General features: G+C 39.8%; 20 protein-coding genes. 8 read left to right on the top strand and 12 right to left on the bottom strand.

From position 1 onward, the window contains the following. Positions 1–4: 4 nt before the first annotated feature. Entirely contained in the window at positions 5–586 is a 582-nt protein-coding gene (locus H5200_RS08050; RefSeq protein WP_182761282.1) for a TetR/AcrR family transcriptional regulator, read from the bottom strand. A gap of 99 nt (positions 587–685) precedes the next feature. Between H5200_RS08050 and H5200_RS08045 the strand changes: the two genes are divergently transcribed. After that, a complete protein-coding gene (locus H5200_RS08045) occupies positions 686–1159 on the top strand; it encodes an HPP family protein (RefSeq protein WP_182718429.1) in 474 nt (157 codons plus the stop codon). A gap of 33 nt (positions 1160–1192) precedes the next feature. Here the strand turns inward: H5200_RS08045 and H5200_RS08040 are convergent, their stop codons facing one another. Next, positions 1193–1558, bottom strand: coding sequence for a hypothetical protein (locus tag H5200_RS08040; protein ID WP_182739946.1), 366 nt, complete (start codon positions 1556–1558; stop codon positions 1193–1195). A 150-nt stretch (positions 1559–1708) separates the two neighbouring features. Here H5200_RS08040 and H5200_RS08035 point away from each other — a divergent pair, with 150 nt between their 5' ends. Continuing rightward, on the top strand, positions 1709–2461 hold the full coding sequence (locus tag H5200_RS08035) for a Nif3-like dinuclear metal center hexameric protein (protein ID WP_182718427.1): 753 nt from the start codon (positions 1709–1711) through the stop codon (positions 2459–2461). A gap of 34 nt (positions 2462–2495) precedes the next feature. Here H5200_RS08035 and H5200_RS08030 read toward each other — a convergent pair whose 3' ends face one another. Together H5200_RS08030 and H5200_RS08025 are read right to left on the bottom strand one after the other, a co-directional pair. Beyond that, positions 2496–3260, bottom strand: coding sequence for an ElyC/SanA/YdcF family protein (locus H5200_RS08030; RefSeq protein WP_182718426.1), 765 nt, complete (start codon positions 3258–3260; stop codon positions 2496–2498). A gap of 52 nt (positions 3261–3312) precedes the next feature. Beyond that, entirely contained in the window at positions 3313–4200 is an 888-nt protein-coding gene (locus H5200_RS08025; protein ID WP_182718425.1) for a LysR family transcriptional regulator, read from the bottom strand. 289 nt (positions 4201–4489) lie between these two features. Here H5200_RS08025 and metE point away from each other — a divergent pair, with 289 nt between their 5' ends. Beyond that, positions 4490–6763: a 5-methyltetrahydropteroyltriglutamate--homocysteine S-methyltransferase gene (metE, locus tag H5200_RS08020; RefSeq protein WP_182718424.1), complete on the top strand. Its 2274-nt coding sequence runs from the start codon at positions 4490–4492 to the stop codon at positions 6761–6763. Between the two features lie 39 nt (positions 6764–6802). On the opposite strand, the gene H5200_RS08015 is transcribed toward metE, so the two are convergent. Together H5200_RS08015 and H5200_RS08010 are read right to left on the bottom strand one after the other, a co-directional pair. Next, positions 6803–6949, bottom strand: coding sequence for a DUF2897 family protein (locus H5200_RS08015; protein WP_145241011.1), 147 nt, complete (start codon positions 6947–6949; stop codon positions 6803–6805). Positions 6950–7003: 54 nt separating this feature from the next. Next, positions 7004–7546 (bottom strand): acyloxyacyl hydrolase, encoded by a 543-nt coding sequence (locus H5200_RS08010; RefSeq protein ID WP_182718423.1) that lies wholly within the window; start codon positions 7544–7546, stop codon positions 7004–7006. A gap of 238 nt (positions 7547–7784) precedes the next feature. Here H5200_RS08010 and H5200_RS08005 point away from each other — a divergent pair, with 238 nt between their 5' ends. Continuing rightward, positions 7785–8381, top strand: coding sequence for a phospholipid-binding protein MlaC (locus tag H5200_RS08005; protein WP_149982826.1), 597 nt, complete (start codon positions 7785–7787; stop codon positions 8379–8381). 260 nt (positions 8382–8641) lie between these two features. Then, on the top strand, positions 8642–9979 hold the full coding sequence (locus H5200_RS08000) for an ankyrin repeat domain-containing protein (protein ID WP_182718421.1): 1338 nt from the start codon (positions 8642–8644) through the stop codon (positions 9977–9979). A 131-nt stretch (positions 9980–10110) separates the two neighbouring features. On the opposite strand, the gene H5200_RS07995 is transcribed toward H5200_RS08000, so the two are convergent. Genes H5200_RS07995 through H5200_RS07975 form a run of 5 tightly spaced genes read right to left on the bottom strand, consistent with a single transcriptional unit; the run spans position 10111 to position 13655 of the window. Continuing rightward, a complete protein-coding gene (locus tag H5200_RS07995) occupies positions 10111–10575 on the bottom strand; it encodes a DUF2069 domain-containing protein (protein ID WP_145241003.1) in 465 nt (154 codons plus the stop codon). Continuing rightward, positions 10572–11126 carry an NAD(P)H:quinone oxidoreductase gene (gene wrbA / locus H5200_RS07990; protein WP_145241001.1) on the bottom strand — a complete coding sequence of 185 codons (555 nt, stop codon included), beginning with the start codon at positions 11124–11126 and terminating at the stop codon, positions 10572–10574. Before wrbA ends, H5200_RS07995 begins: the two co-directional genes overlap by 4 nt. After that, entirely contained in the window at positions 11126–11473 is a 348-nt protein-coding gene (gene arsC, locus H5200_RS07985; RefSeq protein ID WP_182761281.1) for an arsenate reductase (glutaredoxin), read from the bottom strand. Before arsC ends, wrbA begins: the two co-directional genes overlap by 1 nt. A gap of 54 nt (positions 11474–11527) precedes the next feature. Beyond that, positions 11528–12988, bottom strand: a complete 1461-nt coding sequence (locus tag H5200_RS07980) for a M48 family metalloprotease (protein WP_182718419.1) — start codon at positions 12986–12988, stop codon at positions 11528–11530. A 1-nt stretch (position 12989) separates the two neighbouring features. Further along, a complete protein-coding gene (locus H5200_RS07975; RefSeq protein WP_149982822.1) occupies positions 12990–13655 on the bottom strand; it encodes a hypothetical protein in 666 nt (221 codons plus the stop codon). Between the two features lie 133 nt (positions 13656–13788). Here H5200_RS07975 and H5200_RS07970 point away from each other — a divergent pair, with 133 nt between their 5' ends. The 3 genes from H5200_RS07970 to H5200_RS07960 all read left to right on the top strand — a co-directional run bounded on the left by H5200_RS07970 (position 13789) and on the right by H5200_RS07960 (position 17501). Then, a complete protein-coding gene (locus tag H5200_RS07970) occupies positions 13789–14007 on the top strand; it encodes a sulfurtransferase TusA family protein (RefSeq protein WP_149982821.1) in 219 nt (72 codons plus the stop codon). After that, entirely contained in the window at positions 14000–15073 is a 1074-nt protein-coding gene (locus H5200_RS07965; RefSeq protein ID WP_149982820.1) for an AI-2E family transporter, read from the top strand. The genes H5200_RS07970 and H5200_RS07965 overlap by 8 nt, the downstream gene beginning before the upstream one ends. A 178-nt stretch (positions 15074–15251) precedes the next feature. Further along, the gene (locus H5200_RS07960) at positions 15252–17501 is read left to right on the top strand and encodes an aminotransferase class V-fold PLP-dependent enzyme (RefSeq protein ID WP_182761280.1); all 2250 of its coding nucleotides are present in this window, start codon (positions 15252–15254) and stop codon (positions 17499–17501) included. A gap of 69 nt (positions 17502–17570) precedes the next feature. Here H5200_RS07960 and H5200_RS07955 read toward each other — a convergent pair whose 3' ends face one another. Then, the gene (locus tag H5200_RS07955) at positions 17571–18611 is read right to left on the bottom strand and encodes a LacI family DNA-binding transcriptional regulator (RefSeq protein WP_182761279.1); all 1041 of its coding nucleotides are present in this window, start codon (positions 18609–18611) and stop codon (positions 17571–17573) included. Positions 18612–18955 lie beyond the last annotated feature (344 nt).

Here is an 18955-nt window from a genome sequence, read left to right as displayed (position 1 = left end):
TTTTTTATATGCTACTTGCTATAAGTTGGCGTAATAATACTGGGTCTTGCATTAGTGTATTACTGGAGTGCGTCACTCTAGCTTGACAGATCATACCTTCTTTTAAGGTCATTAATAATTGTGCTAACTGTATGGTTTTTTCTAACTGACCTTTAAGTTGTTCTGTGTGTGAGAGTTTATCGAACAATAATTGTAAAACTGATTCTTTGTGTGCTTTGCAAAGCATCGCGATAGGGTGCTCGCTGTGTGGAAACTCCGCTGCGGTATTAATAAAAAAACAGCCATTAAAAGGTCCAAGCTCAGAGACTTTATTATCTATCCAAGCGGAGAGTGCGCTAAAAAGTGCATTAGCCACTTCGAAGGGGGTATTGCAGTTTTCTAATTGTTCATACAACCACTGATTAAAGCGCTGATCTCTGAGCTCTAAACACGCACAGATCAACTCATCTTTACTGACGAAATGATTATAAAGCGTTTTTTTTGCAACACCTGCTTCTTTAAGTATTTCATTAATGCCTACCGCATGGATCCCTCTTTGATAGAACGCACTGAGTGCGGTATTAATTATCTGGGTACGTTTATCCATGGTTGCTCCTAGTCAAAAAGTAAGCTTGACATAAGTAGACCGACTTGTCTATCATCTAAGTGTAGACAAGTCGGTCTACCTCTGAAGGAAGTAATATTAATGAATGATGTATTTTACAAAGCCGTTATCGCGGGTATCTTTTCTGCACTGACACTTTCGGTATTAGCATATTTAGAAAGTTTAGGGAATTATGGTGTATGGCTTATGGCACCATTTGGCGCAACTGCGGTACTGGTGTTTGGTGTACCAAACAGCCCTTTAGCAAAAGCAAAAAATGTTATTGTAGGGCATTTCATCACTGCCGTGATAGGTTTGGCTTTTATTAGTTTTATAGGCGTGGATCCGATCAGTATTGCTATTGCGACTGGATTAGCTGTGACCGTAATGATGTTGACTAACACCATACATCCTGCAGCAGGGGCCAACCCTATTTTGATTATGGTCAGTGGTCAAAGTTGGGACTTTTTGATTATGCCAGTTCTTGTTGGTACCGTGTTTATTGTTATCTGTGGGTATATATCAGGGTGGTTGAATACAAAACTCAACGTTGTTGGCCATAAAAAAACCGCTTAAAAGCGGTTTTTTTATGCTACGAGTCTAAAGTTATTACACAACACCGCGAGGTAAGCGGCAATCGTGATCTTTTTTAGCTAGGTACACAATCCAAAACTCTTCGGCAGTGTAACCTTCTTCATTAGCTGTTGTTATAGTAAATGGTGCTTTTTTAACAGCTGCTTTAGCTGGCACTGCTGATTTAGTTTTAGTTTTCTTAGCAGGTGCTGCAGGTTGTGCAGACGTATCGCCTGAAGTTAGCTGCTCTGTTAATTCAGCAACTTCTGCAAGGCGCAAGTTTTTGCCGCCGTCGATGCTGTACCAACCAGGTTTGCTGGTGATTTCAGGTTTCTTACCATTGGCTGCTTGGTATGCTGCTTCAAAGGCATTTAATACTTCTGTTTTGTCTAGTTTGCTCATCAGAGGCCCTATACGTTGTAAACACAGATTGAGAATATTTATTTATACCTATTTTTGACTTACTTTTCAATTTTTTGCGATTTTCCTTCCATTTTAGCCCTATAAACGCCAAAATTTGCACAAAATTTAACGCTAATCTGGAATAAAAAAATGCAGCGCAGAGAATTTAACCAATTACTAAATACCATTTTAAGACCTGATTCTATTCAAGACTTTTGCCCAAATGGGCTACAAGTCGAAGGACGTGAACAGATAAAAAAAATTGTTACAGGTGTCACTGCCAGTCAAGCATTAATCGATGCTGCAATTGCGCATGGCGCAGACACAATATTAGTTCATCATGGTTATTTCTGGAAAGGTGAAGCGCAACCTATTACCGGTATGAAAAAGCGTCGCATAGCTGCGTTACTTAATCATGATATCAATTTATTTGCCTATCATTTACCTCTTGATGTGCATCCATCAATCGGTAATAACGCGCAATTAGCACAGCTACTTGATTTAGAAATACTCGATGGTTTGGAGCCTGTAGCAAATAGTGTCGCAGTCAAAGGGCGTTTAAAAATCCCAATGAGTGGTGAGCAATTTGCACAAAAAATATTAACAGTGCTTGCTCGTGAACCTTTAGTGAGTCTAGTACGTGATGAGCTAATTGAGACCATCGCTTGGTGTACTGGAGGTGGTCAAGGTTATATTGATTTGGCTGCTAGCCAGGGGATTGATGCCTATTTAACAGGCGAGGCTTCAGAGCAGACCATTCACAGTTCGCGTGAGCAAAAGATCGATTTTTTTGCCGCAGGCCATCACGCCACCGAACGCTATGGCATAAAAGCGCTCGGTGAGTTATTGGCTGAGCAACATGGTTTTGATGTAACCTTCATTGATATAGACAACCCAGTTTGAGTTGCCAGCTAATTCACTTTAAGTGAGTTAGACCTTAAAGCGCTTCTGGATCAATCCAGCGGCGCACACTTATCAAAAACATGCCTATTCTTTCATGCCAATCACGGGTCACCGCTAATAGCACATCAGCACTTGGAATATACTGTTTATGGGTAGGCCATTCGCTAAAGTCATGAAAGTCAGTGGCGGCTGGAATAACATCAACGCCTTGGCTATTAAATAGATCTTTTGCTCGTGCCATGTGACTTGCCGAAGTTACCAGTGCAACTTTAAAATCAACTAGAGCAGGTGCTAAAAGCCGTGCTTCATCGGCGGTATCCATAGCCGTAGGATTTTGTTTAATACGCTGCGCATCAATACCTAAACTTATCGCGGTTTGTTGCATCAAACTACTGTTGGTCACTTTATTGTAACCGCCACCTGAAACAATAAGTTGAGCTTGTGGGTACACATATGCTAAGCGCATACCTTCGATTAGGCGGCTTTTAGCACAATTACCAAGTTGGCTATTGGCGTTAAGTTTTGGGTTAGGATTTATATCACAACCAAGTACCACTATTTTATCGAGTATCGGCTGTTTATTTGTATCAAAAACATACTTTAACTGTGAATTTGGAGCAATTATTTTTTGACCAATAAAAGGGGTACTGATCAGCAATAAACTGGTGATTGCGATTAAACCAATAAATATGCTGACTTTCTTGGTACGCAGTGCGATTAATAAGCAAACAAAGCACAGTAGAGCAAACAGAGGCAATGGCATTAGCATTGCACCGAGGATTTTTTTCAGTTCAAACATCACAGTAGCACACATAAAGGGGTTTTCTGTATGCTACTGGGTTAAACCTATTTTATCGACCGTTATTTAACTTACAGGTATTTAAAAAGTGGCGATACACTGGGTTATCTTTCATATTCTTTTTCATGGCTAAATACATTGGACGGGTTAATCCCAGCGCGCCTAATGGAATCGACTTAATGAGTCCTTGGCTTTCATATGGTGTTACTAACCAATCCGGTAATGCTGCAACCCCCATTCCGGCACTGACAAGCTGAAAAATGAGCAAGCCCTGATCTACGGTTTTCAAGGTGCCATCAAAACGTGCATTTTGAATAAAATGTTTGAAGATATCCTGACGCTCTCGTGGAATAGGGTATGAAATAATCGTCTCGTTTTTCAAATCAAGCGCCGTTACATAGGCTTTTTTCGCTAGTTCATGATCTGGGGCAACAATTAATTTAAGCTTAAAATCAAATAAATGTGCGTATTCAAGTTTATCTGGTTCACGAATGTCTGAAGTGAGTACTAAATCTAATTCATCACTGAGCAGCTCAGGAATAGCGTCATAACTAAAGCCGCGCTCATAATCAACTTTGATATCAGGCCAAAAGTTATTGAATTCTTTAATTGTTGGTAATAACCAATGAAAACAAGCATGGCATTCAACACTGAGTCGTAATTGTGAAATTGGTTGATTAAGACTTTCTTTTAAACGGCATTTGGTTGCTTCAACACGCGGGAGTACTTCGCTGGCAAGTTCAAGTAATAGCATACCTTGTGGGGTAAAGCGCACCGGTTGAGTTTTACGTTCAAATAGTTGGCAATCAAGCTTGTTTTCTAAATCTTTGATTTGATGAGATAAAGCGGATTGAGTCAAAAATAATTCGCGCGCAGTATTTACCAAAGAACCGGTTTCTTTCAAGGTTGCGATGGTCTTTAAGTGTTTTACATCAATCATCTTTAATAATTCTCATGGTAAAGGTGAGTTTAACTCAGATTACAGCCATAATACGCCTTAAATTAAGATGCTTCAACGTCTAGATGGCTATAAATCCTGTTTTTTTACGTGAAATTTACAAATCTACTATAGCACCATATTTGACAGCGATGTCATTGTGTTTTTTGAGTTTGCAAAAAATCATTTCCATGAATTTACCTCAAGTTGAAACTGAGGAAGCATCAATTGTTTGATGTCAGGTATAGGTTTATGGTTTTAGCTATCTAAACAGCTGGAAGGGAATTTCAACATGGCACAATTACATAACTTAGGTTTTCCTCGCATAGGTAGAAAGCGTGAACTAAAATTTGCAGTAGAATCATACTGGGCTGGTAAAATCAGCCAAGAGCAGTTGCTTGATCAAGGTAAGACGATCCGGGCAGAAAATTGGGCTCTTCAAGCAGATGCTGGGATTGATTTATTACCGGTAGGTGACTTTGCTTGGTATGACCATGTGTTATCTACCTCTTTATTGATTGGCGCAGTGCCCAAGCGTCATCAAAAAGCGGATGGTAGCATTGATCTTGATACATTATTTCGTATTGGGCGTGGTCGTGCACCAAGCGGTTGTTCATGTGCAGCAAGCGAAATGACAAAGTGGTTTAATACTAATTATCATTACATAGTTCCAGAGCTAACTCATGATCAGCAGTTTCAACTAACTTGCACTGAGTTATTCGAGCAAGTTACTCAAGCACAAGCATTGGGGCACAATGCAAAAGTAGTATTGGTCGGCCCAGTCACTTATCTTTACTTAGCAAAATGTGCAGGTGAGGAGTTTGATAAACTTAGCTTACTTGAAAAACTATTAGCTGTTTATCAACACGTGTTCGCTAAATTAGCGCAGCAAGGGATTGAATGGGTACAGGTTGATGAGCCTATATTAGGTTTAGAGCTGACTGAAGATTATCAAGAGGCATTAAAAACAAGCTTTCGTGCACTTGCAGGTCAAGGCGTGAAGTTGTTACTTGCTAGTTATTTTGACTCAGTCACTGCCTACTTTGATGATATTGCAGGTTACCCTGTTGATGGCGTACATTTTGATTGTGTTGCAACAAATGTTGATGTTGCAAAACTAGATATATTATTAAGTACAGATCAAGTTTTATCATTAGGCGTAGTAAATGGCCGTAATATTTGGCGTACTGATTTAGAGGCTGTATTTAATAGCATAAAAGACATTGCGCTAAAGCGCGGTGATAATCTATGGCTTGCCCCATCTTGTTCTTTACTGCATACACCGGTTGATTTAGAGCAAGAAGAAAAGCTCGATGATGAACTTTGTTCATGGCTTGCATTTGCAAAACAAAAAGGCCAAGAGCTGTCATTATTAAAAGCCGCGCTTGAAAGCAATGATATCAGTGAGCTCGTTGCTTATTCAGCACCTATTAAAGCACGCTTAACCTCTACTCGTGTAAATAATACAGCTGTACAACAGCGTGTAACTGCACTCACCGCAAAAGACGGTAAGCGTAATCATGCATTTGCTCAACGTATTGAAAAACAACATGCAGCACTTAATTTACCGCTACTGCCGACCACCACGATAGGATCATTTCCACAAACTCAAGTAATTCGTCAAGCACGCCGTGATTATAAAGCCGGTGAATTATCTGCGGATGATTATCAAAGGCAAATTAAAGCAGAAATTCGCTACGCTGTTGAAGAGCAAGAGGCGCTTGATTTAGATGTGTTAGTGCACGGCGAAGCGGAGCGTAATGACATGGTTGAATACTTTGCTGAACTATTAGAAGGCTTTGCTTTTACCCAGTTTGGTTGGGTGCAAAGCTACGGCTCGCGATGCGTGAAACCACCTGTAATTTGGGGGGATATATCACGTGAAAAAGCGATGACGGTTCAGTGGACAAAATACGCACAGTCGCTGACGAGTAAGAAAATGAAAGGCATGCTAACAGGTCCTGTAACTATTCTGTTTTGGTCATTCATTCGTGATGATTTAGACAAACCCACCATCGCTAATCAAATTGCACTTGCGTTACGTGATGAAGTGGTCGATTTACAAAATGCCGGTATTGATATTATTCAAATTGATGAACCTGCATTTCGTGAAGGTATGCCGCTTAAATGTAGCCAATGGCAAGCATATTTAGAATGGGCAGCGTATGCATTTAGGGTCTCAGCAAGCGGTGTGAAAGATGAAACACAAATTCATACTCACATGTGTTACGCCGAATTTAACGGTATTATTGCCGCGATTGCAGATATGGATGCCGATGTGATCACCATTGAAACCTCACGTTCTAACATGGAACTACTTGAAGCATTTGAGAATTTTGATTATCCAAATGATATTGGTCCAGGTGTATATGATATTCACACTCCGAATGTACCGGATATTGCATGGATGAAAACGTTGATCCATAAAGCCGCACGAAAAATACCGGTTGCGCGTTTATGGGTAAACCCGGACTGTGGTTTGAAAACCCGTGGTTGGCAAGAAACGCGACAAGCTCTTGATAATATGGTTAAAGCAACCAAAGAGCTGCGTGAGGAGCTGCAGTAAAGAACATCTCCTACGATGTAAAGCCCTAACAAAACTTAGTTAGGGCTTTTTTTGTTGCTCTGATTTGAGTTCATCTTCATCGGTTGGTTTTTTAAAATCCATTTTTGCTGAGTGTTTGATCAGCAAAATATTACCGATAATGATTGCCAACACTAAGATGATGATGAGTATATGCCAAATTTGCATGGTGATCTCTAACGAGTCATTTATAAGTACTTAGTGTAGCAAAGATTTCTAGGGTTAAAAACGTCTAGAAAACGACAGCGAAATAAAATCAAGACCTGGGTTTGGTCTTTTAAACCCTGCATTTGAATAGTGTAAATAACGCACCGCAGCTTTGGTTTTTCCAAAATCAGCAACAAAGCCTAGTCGGTCTTCAAACTGGTAGTGGGTACTCACATTTTTGCCGGCGAAGTGAGTGTCATTGACTAATGAAACCCCTATGCCGGCTTCGAAATACAAAGGAATACCGCGCACTGAGCTGATCAGATGTTGAAATACCGGGGATATTGCAAGGACAACATTTGTCTGATGGCTATTATCTGCGCCGTATTCCCAAATATTAATACTTGATTCTAAGTAAATATGGGTATTTTCAATTAATGATTGTAGTGCCGGAGCATGGTATTGGTATGCCAGTTTTAAACCTTTAACATCACCTTCCCCCTGAATGTAATCAATGGCATAGCCATGAGGGGAAAGTGTATAGGGCGCGCCATAAGATAGTCTGCTGAACATGGAAATAGATAATAAAATCAATACAGTTAATGTTTTAAATAACATGGTGAAGCTCTTTAGATGAAAACGTTATTTACAAAATAAGGGCGTGGGGGAGGCTAATTCAAGTGGCATAAATTCACAGACTCTGTGTGTTATTGCATGAGCTTAGCTAACAATATGAAATAAAAAGATTAAATCAATTGATGCTGTACTGGCACTAATAAGGTGCTATTTTGAGGCTTTTTAATCTCTTATGAACAGCGTAAATTACGCTACAAGATTTACTTAGGACTTATCAACAATGATTTCACTTGGTCGTTATTTATTATTAATCGCGCTAGTTTTTAGTGCTTCCTTGTTTGCGCAAACACAACAGTCACCTAATCAGTTATTAACTCAGGTAGGCGATCAGCTGTTTAGTGAAATTGGCAAAATAAACAGCCAAGGCACAGCGAGCAAAAGTGACATGGCACACATTGTTGATCAGTATTTAATGCCTAATATAGATGTTAAATTTGTTTCCTATAAATTATTAGGTAAGCATATTAAAGGTATCGATCGCCAACAAGCGACTGCATTTATAAGTGCAGTGGAGCATTACTTAACCACTACCTATGCTAGTGCATTAATGAAATATACCGGGCAAGAAATAAAATTCGAAGAAAGTAACGATGCTGCAGAGAGCGAGTTTGCCACGGTTAAGACGCAAATTATTGCAGATAATGCGCCAACGATTGACTTACACTTTAAGCTTCGCCAAGGTAAAGATGGTAGCTGGAAAGTATATGATATTGTCGCTGAAGGTATTTCGTTACTCAGTGCAAAGCAAAAAGAAGTTATTCAACGAATTTCAGAAGTTGGCCTTGACCAAGTGACAGCTGAGCTTAACAGTAAGTAATCATTTCCAAGTAAGTCTCCAACCTAAAGCACCATGCAGTGTTAACTGCATGGTGCTTTGTTATTTTCTTTTAAAATCACACGGTTTGGCTATAGCGTGTGGTTTTGGGTATGCTAGAATAAGCGCTTACATACCCACTGGTATCACTAATTTACTGGGGTACTTAAAATTATATTAAGCGCAGTGTCAGTTTGTAGTTGTTAAACTCTTTTACTGACCTTTGTACCGAGCAAGATAGACACTGGAGTTGTGTTTTTTTAATGGAAAATGTACTTATTTGGCCTAAAGAATACCCGTTATTAGTCAAAGGACTTATTGAGCAAAACGGTGCATTTATTTTAGACGCTTTAGAAGCATGGCCGGCTTGTCGCTCGACTGAAGAAGACAATGGCGTGTGTACCACTGTGCTACCGCCTATCTATTATTTAACCTGGTTAACTCCCCTTGAGCCATTTGAAGAGTGTTTTTTCCAACATATCTGTGAATATGATGAAGCCGCTCAACAGTATATTTCGGCAGCTAAAGATTACTATTTTGATAACGAGTATAGCCCAGAGAGTTTAGTGCTATTACTTTGCCAACGCCTTGAAAAATATGCAGCTGTAGCGTCACAAACAACGATAGAAACACCCGTTACGTTATTATCTCAGTTATTCTCAAAACGCTATTTTACAATCATCGAGTATGCGCTCAATGCGGGCAGTAAAATGAGTGCTGAAGATGCCTTGGCACTGTGGAAAGAAGTTGATTTTCGTGAACGTTTTAGCACCTTTATACCTGACTCAATCGATGACGTTAATGCGTTAAGTGAATTAGCGGCGAAAAAAGTTGCTGGCGGAAAGGATTATTTCACCTTATTAACCCAAGTATCACCAGATGTTGACTCAGTGGTGCTATTAGAACAAGCACTGTTGGCGCATTTGCGTTTTGACACAGCTAAACAAACGATGGCGATGCGTTTTATAGAGCAAGGTGCAACAGGCACGTTGGCGGATGAAAATGGTAAAACGGCCTTTATGTGGGCAGTTGAAAAAGGGTTTGTTAATTTAGTACAAACCTTATTAGATAAACAAGATAAAAAACAACGTGATGCCCTTGGTAACAGTGCTTTACATTATGCGGTACTAGCAAAAAATGAACCTTTGATGGTGCTATTATTGAAGTCTGGCTATGACTTTCGTGTTCGTAACTGTGATGGCTTAAGTTGTTATCGTTTAGCAGTGAGTGTTAAAGCCAGTCAGTTAGTGAAATGCTTAGAGCGTGATTTTGGTATTAAAGAATTATCGCCGGATGGACAATTTTCGCGGATCAAAAAAGTCCACGCCTTACATGCCATCGTGACTTTATTGTTGCCGCTACAGTTGTTTTTCTTTTTTGATGATTCGATTGCAATTAAAAGTGAACTGACGCTTTGCTTAACCATGTTGGCAATTGTCTGCTTCTTTTTTGCAATTAGTTTGAAGCGCTGCGCTTTATACCCTCATATTAAACACCCATGGGGGTTATTTGTACTGCGTTGTTGCTCATTGATCAGTTTAGTTGGGCAGCTAGGCTTAGCAAGTATTGTTGCATTGGCAACGTTAAGTGAAGTTGTTTAAGCTTCTTGCATGTACCGTAGACAAAAACGCGCTAATTAAGCGCGTTTTTTAGTTGTTATACCAATCGTGTTAAGTTACTGACCATTTAGCTCGCTAGAATGGTTAAATATTTAAGTCGTTTGGTATTAACTTTAGTCTTTTTTATTAAATTCATGAGCCGCTTTTTCTGTTGCTAACTCATCTTTTAGTTTTTGAATTTTTAGCCCCAGCTCTTGACCTCGGTGACGTGCATAATAAGTACAACCAATAAACATCATACTGGCGAACAGCAGCTCTAAAACGACCCATATTAGTTGTTCTTGTGCGACCCACAGTAGGGTAAAACCGTGAATAAAATAGAACATAACAATAAAGTTTGCCCATGCATACGTATAAGGTTTATCTTGAATGATGCCTTTTAGCGGCAGTAAAAGCGGTAAAATATACACAACAAAAATAAATCCATTGCTATGACCTTCTCTAGGCTCTAATAAAAACAACCAAAGTGGCATCAGCAGTAACAAGCCAATATAGCCAATTATTGCAATACGTTGAAAACGGATAGTAATAGCCTTTTTCGGTGTGAGTTGTGGGTTTAAATCGCTGTGCGATGTCATTGTAATTTTCTCGTGATTTTAACTAAGCGTTGGCCAACGCTTTGGCAAATTTTAATTTCGTCTTTACTTAATTGCGCGCTATTTTGTGCACCAGCAACATGGCTTGCACCATAGGGAGTGCCACCGGTTTGTGTGGCAAGTAACTCAGGTACTTCATACGGCACACCCATTAACAGCATACCGTGGTGTAATAACGGCAGTGACAAATTAAGCAACGTTGCTTCATTGCCACCATGCATGCTACTTGATGATGAGAATACACAGGCTGGTTTATCTATTAATTGCCCTTTTAACCATAAGTCGCTGGTGGTTTCCCAAAAAGCTTTGGCTTGTGAGGCCATCATACCAAAGCGAGTAGGGGTGCCAAATGCTAACCCATCACACTGGATTAAGTCATCTTTGCTGATCACAATATCGTGAGGTTCTCTAGCTACAAAGGTTCTTAGCAGTGCAGTACCGCCTTGGCATTCAATCGACTCTGCAATTTCATGTGCCATGGCTGCAACAGAGCCGTGACTTGAATGATACAACACAACAATAGTGACGCTCATTAAAGTACGCTTAGTACGTTTTCTGGTGGGCGACCCAGTGCGGCTTTATTGTTATTTACAACAATAGGGCGCTCAATTAATTTTGGATTGCTAACCATGGCTGTAATGAGTGCGTTTTCATCATGCTCATTTTTAAGGTCTAACTCTTTGTAAATATCTTCTTTAGTACGCATTAGTTGACGTACTGAAGAAAACCCTAGCTGTTTAACTAAGATGCTGATTTGCTCATGATTCAATGGTGTTTTTAAGTATTCGATTATCTCTGGCTGAATCGATTTTTGCTCAAGTAGGGCTAATGTTTCACGCGATTTTGAACAACGTGGATTATGAAAAATAGTAACAGACATAGTAACAATCCAATTAGATAAAGTAAGGCTATTTTAGGCCAAGCAGCACCAGACTTAAAGCCTTGCGAGCTCTTTTTGCATTTGGCGGTATTGCGTTAACAATGCTTTGAGACGTTGTTGTTTAATTAGCTCTTGTGGTTCTACAAAGTTGAGTGCTTTTTGTACTTCGTCAGCGGCTTTTAAGTAGGCGCCGTATTGTGCAAGAACGTCGGCATTTGCTTCATGATAAGCGGCTAAGTTATCTTGCTTTTTATAGGCATCTGCAAGAAGTTGCATGCCTAAATTATGTTCAGGCTTTTCGAGTAAAAATGATTTTAATATTTGCACTGCAACATCGTATTGCTCAGCTTCAAGTGCAGCATTGGCATAGTTTAAGGTAATAACTTGATTGTTAGGACGGTTTTCATGCAACGCGGCTAAAAACTTTACTGCTTCGGCGGCTTTATTCTGAGCTATCAATAGATCAGTATGCGTATCAATATAGAATAAATTTTTAGGATCAGACTTTAAAAGTTCGTCTAAAATAGGCGCCGCTTCATCGAGCTTTTTTTGATCCAATAAACTAATACCCAAGCCATAATTAAGCGCTGTTTTATTATAAAAACTGTTTTCACGTATGAGCTTTCTAAAGAAATTTTCAGCCGCTTCTGGTGTTTGGTGGTAGCGAGCAATCACGCGGCTTTTGGCAAGGTTAAATTCTAAGCTATCCGGAAGTTGACGTTTTTCAAATTGCTGTGCACGTAAGCGCACATCAGACACGCGGCTCTCAGGTAATGGGTGAGTCAGCAAAAAGGCTGGTGGTTTGTATTTATAACGAATTTGCGCAGCAAGTTTAGTTAAGAATTCACTGGATGCGTAAGGATCAAATCCTGCATTATTGAGTGTTTGCATACCAATGCGGTCGGCTTCTTGCTCAGCTGAGCGGCTATGAGTGAGTTGACTAAATGCGCTTTGTGTTTGACTGGCTGAGATAATCGCGATACCGGCATCAGGAGACACAACGGTTGCTAAAATACCGGCAATCATACCGGCGATAGTGAGTGCGCTGTTATCTTGTTGTTGTTGCATGCGACGTGCAAGGTGGCGCTGGGTAACGTGGGCAATTTCGTGACCAAGTACTGAGGCAAACTGACTTTCGTTATCGGATTGCGCAATTAAACCGGTGTGCACCCCAACATGGCCACCATAAAAAGCAAATGCGTTGATTTCCGGATTGTTGATCCAAAAAAATGAAAACGGAAAGCGTACATCATTGGCATTGGCAACTAGCTTGCGGCCAATTGTGGTTAAATATTCATCAAGCACAGGATCATTAACAACCGGTGATGAGCCACGAATTTGCATCATCATCACCTTTCCGATAGCTTGTTCTTTTTCAAGCGGCAAAGCTTGTAATGCTGAAGTACCAAGATCTGGCAATGTAAAATTGGTTTGTGCCTTTAATGGCTCACTTACCAGCACACTAAATGTTAAAAGTGTACTGAATAATGTAATAAAGGCTGATTTAAGCTGCATTTTATTCCTTGTTATGGTTTTCACCTAGCATGAGTTTAGCAATGTCGATTTCGTCACTGCATGCTCTGCTATCTCGTTCGCACAATTGATACAATTCTTTGATTGTGACCCCATCTAGCTTTACAACGTTCAATTCTCGCTGTAAAAAACTAATGATTTTATGTACTACCTTGTGTGCATGGAGAATAAGCGCCTTATCTGCTTTGTCACCACGTTCAAAGTAAAAACCAATAAACTTATGTAATTGGTTAATCCGGATCAAACTTTTCATTGACACTGGATCCCACTCGTTAAACTCCATAAAGCGGTTATCTTTAACGTATTTATCTATTGTAACGTCTTTTGCGTAGGGCTGTGCCCATAATTCAAAGCCTCGGTCGGTGAACACTTGATGCAACGCAATTCTTGGCTTATTTTCACAGTGGATCTCCCCAAGAGTGTCTTCATGACCTCCTAGTAAATCGAGATTCCAATTGCGCCTATCAATTATTTTTTTCACGGCATTATCAAAACCGTGTTCTAATATCCCCTCCGACTCGCTCACTGAAGAGGCGACAAGGTGATAGAAGGGTGGGAGTTCACCCCAATTTATTTGTTTTTTATACCAGTTAATTTCTTTAAGAGTTGGATTACTGGGTAGTTGCGCTTTATTATGCGTGCCAGACATTAACTTATCCTTACTACAAACTATGCTACAAGGATAAACTATTGCGATGCGTGTTTTAAGAAAAAGTTACATTTGTTATTAATAGTACTGATAAAGACCGTATTATTCATTTTTATAGGGTAGATAATTGGTTATGCTAGAGCAAGACTTGCGCGGATTTAAATGCCCGCAGCAATTTATCCAGTTTAAGTTGGCTTTGCGCCAAGCTTTAGCTGCGGCGCAATCGATAAGATTTACACTTTTGGCAGACCAATCTACCAAAGATATGGAGCGCTTTTTGCAAAAAAATCATTATCAGTACAAATTAGAGCAACAACGTGGATTGTTAATCGTGGAGCTAAATCGTGTTTGAATATGTAAAAATGTGGTACGAAAGGAAGTTTTCAGATCCGCATTCAGTGACCTTATTGTTTTTATTACTCGCTTTAATGGCGATGTTTTATTTCTTTGGTGCACTTATTGTACCTGTGCTGATTGCTTTAGTGATTGCTTATCTGCTTGATTGGCCGGTTGCGCATTTAGAGCGTTTTGGCTTACACCGCTTTACTGCCACTATTATTGTGATGTTGATTTTTTCAGGGTTGATGCTGACCTTAGTGATCGGCATGGGCCCAATACTGTGGCAGCAAGCTAGTAATTTAGTGCAAGAAAGTCCGCACATGATAGAACAGGGAAAATCTTTTTTACTGCACTTGCCTGAGCAATACCCCAGTTTAATTAATGCAGAGCAAGTACAATCAGTAGTCAGCAGCGTTGAAGCCAAAGCAATTGAGTTTGGCCAAGTATTATTGTCGGTCTCGTTGACATCATTAAAAGATGTAGTGGCGTGGTTGATCTATCTTATTTTAGTACCATTACTGGTGTTCTTTATGCTCAAAGATAAGCTGGAGTTGATCAGAAGTGCAGAAAAACTCGTTCCAAAACAAAGACGCTTAATCCTGCAGGTGTGGCATGAAATGAACCAACAAATCATGAATTATATTCGTGGCAAAGTGTTTGAAATTTTGATTGTAGGCTCAGTATCGTTTATCGCGTTCACTATTTTTGATTTACGTTATGCAGCGCTATTGGGCGTATTAGTGGGTTTATCAGTATTGATCCCTTTTGTGGGTGCGGCACTTGTTACCATACCGGTTGCGGCCGTGGCATTATTTCAATTTGGTTTAGAAACCCAGTTTTGGACCATACTGATCATCTACGGCATTATTCAAGCATTAGATGGTAATGTGCTGGTGCCGTTACTATTTTCTGAAGCGGTTGATCTGAACCCGGTATTTATTATTGTTGCGGTACTGTTTTTTGGTGGCTTATGGGGTTTTTGGGGCGTGTTTTTTGCAATTCCACTAGCGTCATTGGTAAAAGCCTTACTCAATGCTTGGTCAACGAAACAAGAAGAACAACTGATTGAGCATAGCTAATACGAACTTTGGTTAATTAGCTTTATACCTAAATCACCTGAAAATTTAGGTATTTTGGGTATAGTATCAAATGGTATAGAAAACGCACCTTAGAGACTAATTGATTATTACGCGGCCCATTAATTTTATGTAGAATGGGTTATAAGATATATCTTTTAGTAATATGGTGCGTTTTTTAATGTCTGATTTAATATTACCTACTGACTCATCGTCACAAATTTACCTTGATGCAAACGCAACAACACCGGTGCTACCTTGTATTGCAGAGGTTGTTTCGCATACTATGCAAATCTGCTTTGGTAACCCTTCTTCTTCACACATTACCGGTATTCAAGCTAAACACTTATTAGAGCAAACACGTCAAAAAGCCCGTGATGTGATAGGTGCACAGCAGGGTGATATTTTATTCACTTCTGGGGCTACCGAAGGAATTCAAACAGCTGTCGTGTCTACGCTCATAGCAGCTAAAGAGCATGCTAAACCAAACCCAGTATTACTGTATGGCGCGACTGAACATAAAGCAGTACCTAATACATTAATACATTGGAATGCCGTATTGGGTATAAACGCAACCGTGCTTGCGATCCCGGTATCGAGTGATGGCCTTTTAGATTTAGATTTTATTGCTCAACACGCTGGTGATGCACTGATGATTTGTACCATGGCAGTTAACAATGAAACCGGTGTTTATCAAGATTTAAAAGCGATTGAAAAGGTAATACGAGCACATAACACGGAAGTTGCGTGGATGGTGGATTGCGTACAAGCGCTAGGGAAAACCGCATTAGCCCTTAGTGATACAACGATTGACTACGCGCCATTTTCAGGCCATAAACTTTACGCACCGAAAGGTATAGGCGTGTTGTATATTCGTCAAGGCAGTGCCTATACGCCATTTATTGCCGGTGGTGGTCAAGAAAGTGGCATGCGATCCGGTACTGAAAACCTGCCAGGTATCGCAGGTCTTAACAAACTGTTTTGTTTATTGCTGGATAAAACAAACGATACGTTTAAATCAATCGATGTGTTAAACGGCTATCGTGAACAATTACATCAGGCTTTAGTAGATACCTTTGGTAATATAACCTTTAATCATACTTTTGCATTGTCAGTACCAACAACGTTAAATTTTGCTGTTGATGAACTCAGTAGTAAAGAAGTGATGGATTTGTTCGATGCGGCAGGTATTCGTATCAGTGGTGGCTCAGCCTGTAGCTCAGGCGCAAATCGTAGTTTTGTGTTAGATACCATGGGCGTGAGTGATTGGCGTAGTGAAAATGCAATACGTTTATCATTTGGACCGGCGACAACACAGGCTGAAATAACCACTGCCTGTGCGCGTATTCGTTCACTTAAACCAATATTACAAGCTAATTGTTTGGTGGTTTCAGATTCGTCATCACCACAGCAAGAAGCGTGTGCATTAGGCTTAACACAATTTAGACATCAAGGTGCGTGTTGTTGGTTGTATGTCAGTCAAGATAAACAAGCAGTGATCATTGACCCAATTATTGAGCTTATCCCGCGGCTTGAAAAAATAGTACACACACAAAATTTAACGGTAGCAGCCATTTTAGACACACATGCCCATCAAGAGCGATGCTGTGCGACTACATTGTTGGCTCAGGCCTTAAAATTCAGTTTGCATGACGAGTATGAATTAGGGTGGCCAGTGCAGCAAACGAGTATTGTATTACCTGAATGCACCATTGAGCGCTTAGCAACACCCGGGCACAGCCAAGATAGTGTTAGTTATTTATTGCGGTGTAACAACTCTCAACAAGTGCTATTTTGCTTTTGCGGTGATTTGCTGCTGCCTGCTGGGCTTGGTAATACTGCAATTGACGGTGGGGATGCGTTAGCTATGGCACACTCATTACGTCAACTATCAACATGCTTATCAGAGTCGACAGTTATTTGTTCTGGTCATGACTACCAGCAATGTTTTGCTATTAATTGGCAAGTTCAACAGCAGCAAACGCCGTTATTGCATGCATTATTGAACAATGAACTAAGTGATACTGAATTTGCTAACAACAAGCAGCGCAGCGATGAAGACAATTTATGTAAATTTGCAACTTTGTGTGGTTATGCTGACAGTTTAAAATACAGTAGAGCATACGAACTGAACGCCGTGCAAGCAAAAGATATGTTAACTGCAAGCGATGTCTATTTAATTGATACTCGTGAACCATATGAACATGGGGTAAACAATATTCCTCAGTTATTTGCAGTTAGCCCTGCGCGAGTGATGAATATTCCGCTAAGTAGAATGGCAAATGCATTAGTGGACAGGCAATTGAACCCACAGGGTAAATATATTTTACTTTGTCGCAGTGGTAATCGTTCAAAACAAGCGGCAACTAACTTATCTCAGCTTGGCTTTACTGACGTGTATAATCTCAGCGGTGGAATGGCACTGTTATAATAACAGGGCAGAAGACTGGCAATTGACTGATAATAAATAAGGCGCTTTTAGCGCCTTATTTATTATCAGTCAAGGCTGTAGCGACTGTTTAGGCCCTGAACTTTCACGGATCACAATTGATGGTGTAAATGATGTGATGATGTCTTTATCTTGGTTACGAGCACCGCGAGTTTTGGTAAATAATAACCGTGCTGCATGTTGAGAGATAACATCGTTTGCTTGATGAGCGGTAGTTAACTTTGGCCATGTCTGACGAGAGAAAGGAGAATCCTCAAAGCCAGTAATAGATAACTGTTCAGGAATAGCAATACCCATTAAGCGTGATGCAAATAGGGCTCCAGCGGCCATTTCATCGTTGCCACCTAATATAGCGGTTATAGCCAAGGTGTTATTCTCGGCTAACAAGTGCTTTGCACCTTCAACACCCGACTCAAACGAATATTTACCATCGTAAATAAAGCGTTTATCAAATTCTTTATGATTATCTGCCAGCGCTGCTTTATAACCTTCAAGGCGTTCAGACGTCGATTTATGTTCTTTATCGCCACAGATAAAGCCAATATTTTCATGTCCATGAGTTAAAAGGTGAGTGGTGATCTCATACGCGGCTTTATAATCGTTAACATAAATACAGGTGTCTTGATCATCATCTGATGGTCGCCCAGATAACACCCTAACGTAATGAATATTTAACTCATCGAGTAAATTGGTGATGCTACTTTGCTCTGATAATGGCGGTGTAAGCACAAGCCCAGCTAAGCGAGAGCGCTTTATCATGGTGATAAATTCATCTTTCATGTTTGCATCTGTATAAGTGCATGGATGGATCACCAATTCATAGCCTTCGTCTTTACAGCGAGAAAGCACACCATTTTGCATATCAATCACATAATACGCATTAGGATTGTCATAAACTAAGCCTACCGTAAATGATGACGTGCCAGCTAGGTTTCGTGCTGCAAGATTTGGCTGATAGTTCAGCTCTTTTACAGCATCCATGACTGTATCGTAAGTTTTTTTACGAACAGATGGTTCTTTATTTATTACCCGTGAAACCGTTTTCATCGAAACCCCGGCGAGCCTCGCTACATCATTTATAGTTACTTTCATAGAGTTACTTTTAGGTTATTGTTTTAGTGTTGATATGTTCCTGATAAGAATACACCTAAGTAGACTTAACAAACGTGTTATTCATTATTTCTTCATCAAGACCAGTTAGTGTATCTAATGTTCAGTAAAATTAGCAGTAAAATAATTGAGATAATTTTTATGATACCGGTGTCAAATGAGTAAAAGTACGTTATTATCTCGATTGTAAAATATAAAATTAGCTTGTTGATAGCGTTGTCATTCTAACTTATAGTTAAATTTATTTGTAAGTTAATACGCTATTAGTACACTTTTTTAATCTAAAGATAGTTATAAATCAGTTTGTTGCAAGTTTAAGGGGATGT

The organism is Pseudoalteromonas sp. SG43-7 (assembly GCF_014164295.1).
Taxonomy (GTDB): Bacteria; Pseudomonadota; Gammaproteobacteria; order Enterobacterales; family Alteromonadaceae; genus Pseudoalteromonas; species Pseudoalteromonas rhizosphaerae.
The sequence above is the reverse complement of the archived record's forward strand: the minus strand, read 5'-3'. Positions and strand labels throughout refer to the sequence as shown.

Bases quoted from the DNA above. Each gene is read 5' to 3' on its own strand.
- H5200_RS08005 (WP_149982826.1), top strand. From the start codon at position 7,785: ATGATTTCACTTGGTCGTTATTTATTATTAATCGCGCTAGTTTTTAGT.
- wrbA (WP_145241001.1), bottom strand. From the start codon at position 11,126: ATGAGCGTCACTATTGTTGTGTTGTATCATTCAAGTCACGGCTCTGTT.
- H5200_RS07960 (WP_182761280.1), top strand. From the start codon at position 15,252: ATGTCTGATTTAATATTACCTACTGACTCATCGTCACAAATTTACCTT.
- metE (WP_182718424.1), top strand. From the start codon at position 4,490: ATGGCACAATTACATAACTTAGGTTTTCCTCGCATAGGTAGAAAGCGT.
- H5200_RS08040 (WP_182739946.1), bottom strand. From the start codon at position 1,558: ATGAGCAAACTAGACAAAACAGAAGTATTAAATGCCTTTGAAGCAGCA.
- H5200_RS08010 (WP_182718423.1), bottom strand. From the start codon at position 7,546: ATGTTATTTAAAACATTAACTGTATTGATTTTATTATCTATTTCCATG.
- arsC (WP_182761281.1), bottom strand. From the start codon at position 11,473: ATGTCTGTTACTATTTTTCATAATCCACGTTGTTCAAAATCGCGTGAA.
- H5200_RS07995 (WP_145241003.1), bottom strand. From the start codon at position 10,575: ATGACATCGCACAGCGATTTAAACCCACAACTCACACCGAAAAAGGCT.
- H5200_RS07955 (WP_182761279.1), bottom strand. From the start codon at position 18,611: ATGAAAGTAACTATAAATGATGTAGCGAGGCTCGCCGGGGTTTCGATG.
- H5200_RS07975 (WP_149982822.1), bottom strand. From the start codon at position 13,655: ATGTCTGGCACGCATAATAAAGCGCAACTACCCAGTAATCCAACTCTT.
- H5200_RS08035 (WP_182718427.1), top strand. From the start codon at position 1,709: ATGCAGCGCAGAGAATTTAACCAATTACTAAATACCATTTTAAGACCT.
- H5200_RS08045 (WP_182718429.1), top strand. From the start codon at position 686: ATGAATGATGTATTTTACAAAGCCGTTATCGCGGGTATCTTTTCTGCA.
- H5200_RS08030 (WP_182718426.1), bottom strand. From the start codon at position 3,260: ATGTTTGAACTGAAAAAAATCCTCGGTGCAATGCTAATGCCATTGCCT.
- H5200_RS08000 (WP_182718421.1), top strand. From the start codon at position 8,642: ATGGAAAATGTACTTATTTGGCCTAAAGAATACCCGTTATTAGTCAAA.
- H5200_RS08050 (WP_182761282.1), bottom strand. From the start codon at position 586: ATGGATAAACGTACCCAGATAATTAATACCGCACTCAGTGCGTTCTAT.
- H5200_RS08015 (WP_145241011.1), bottom strand. From the start codon at position 6,949: ATGCAAATTTGGCATATACTCATCATCATCTTAGTGTTGGCAATCATT.
- H5200_RS07980 (WP_182718419.1), bottom strand. From the start codon at position 12,988: ATGCAGCTTAAATCAGCCTTTATTACATTATTCAGTACACTTTTAACA.
- H5200_RS08025 (WP_182718425.1), bottom strand. From the start codon at position 4,200: ATGATTGATGTAAAACACTTAAAGACCATCGCAACCTTGAAAGAAACC.
- H5200_RS07970 (WP_149982821.1), top strand. From the start codon at position 13,789: ATGCTAGAGCAAGACTTGCGCGGATTTAAATGCCCGCAGCAATTTATC.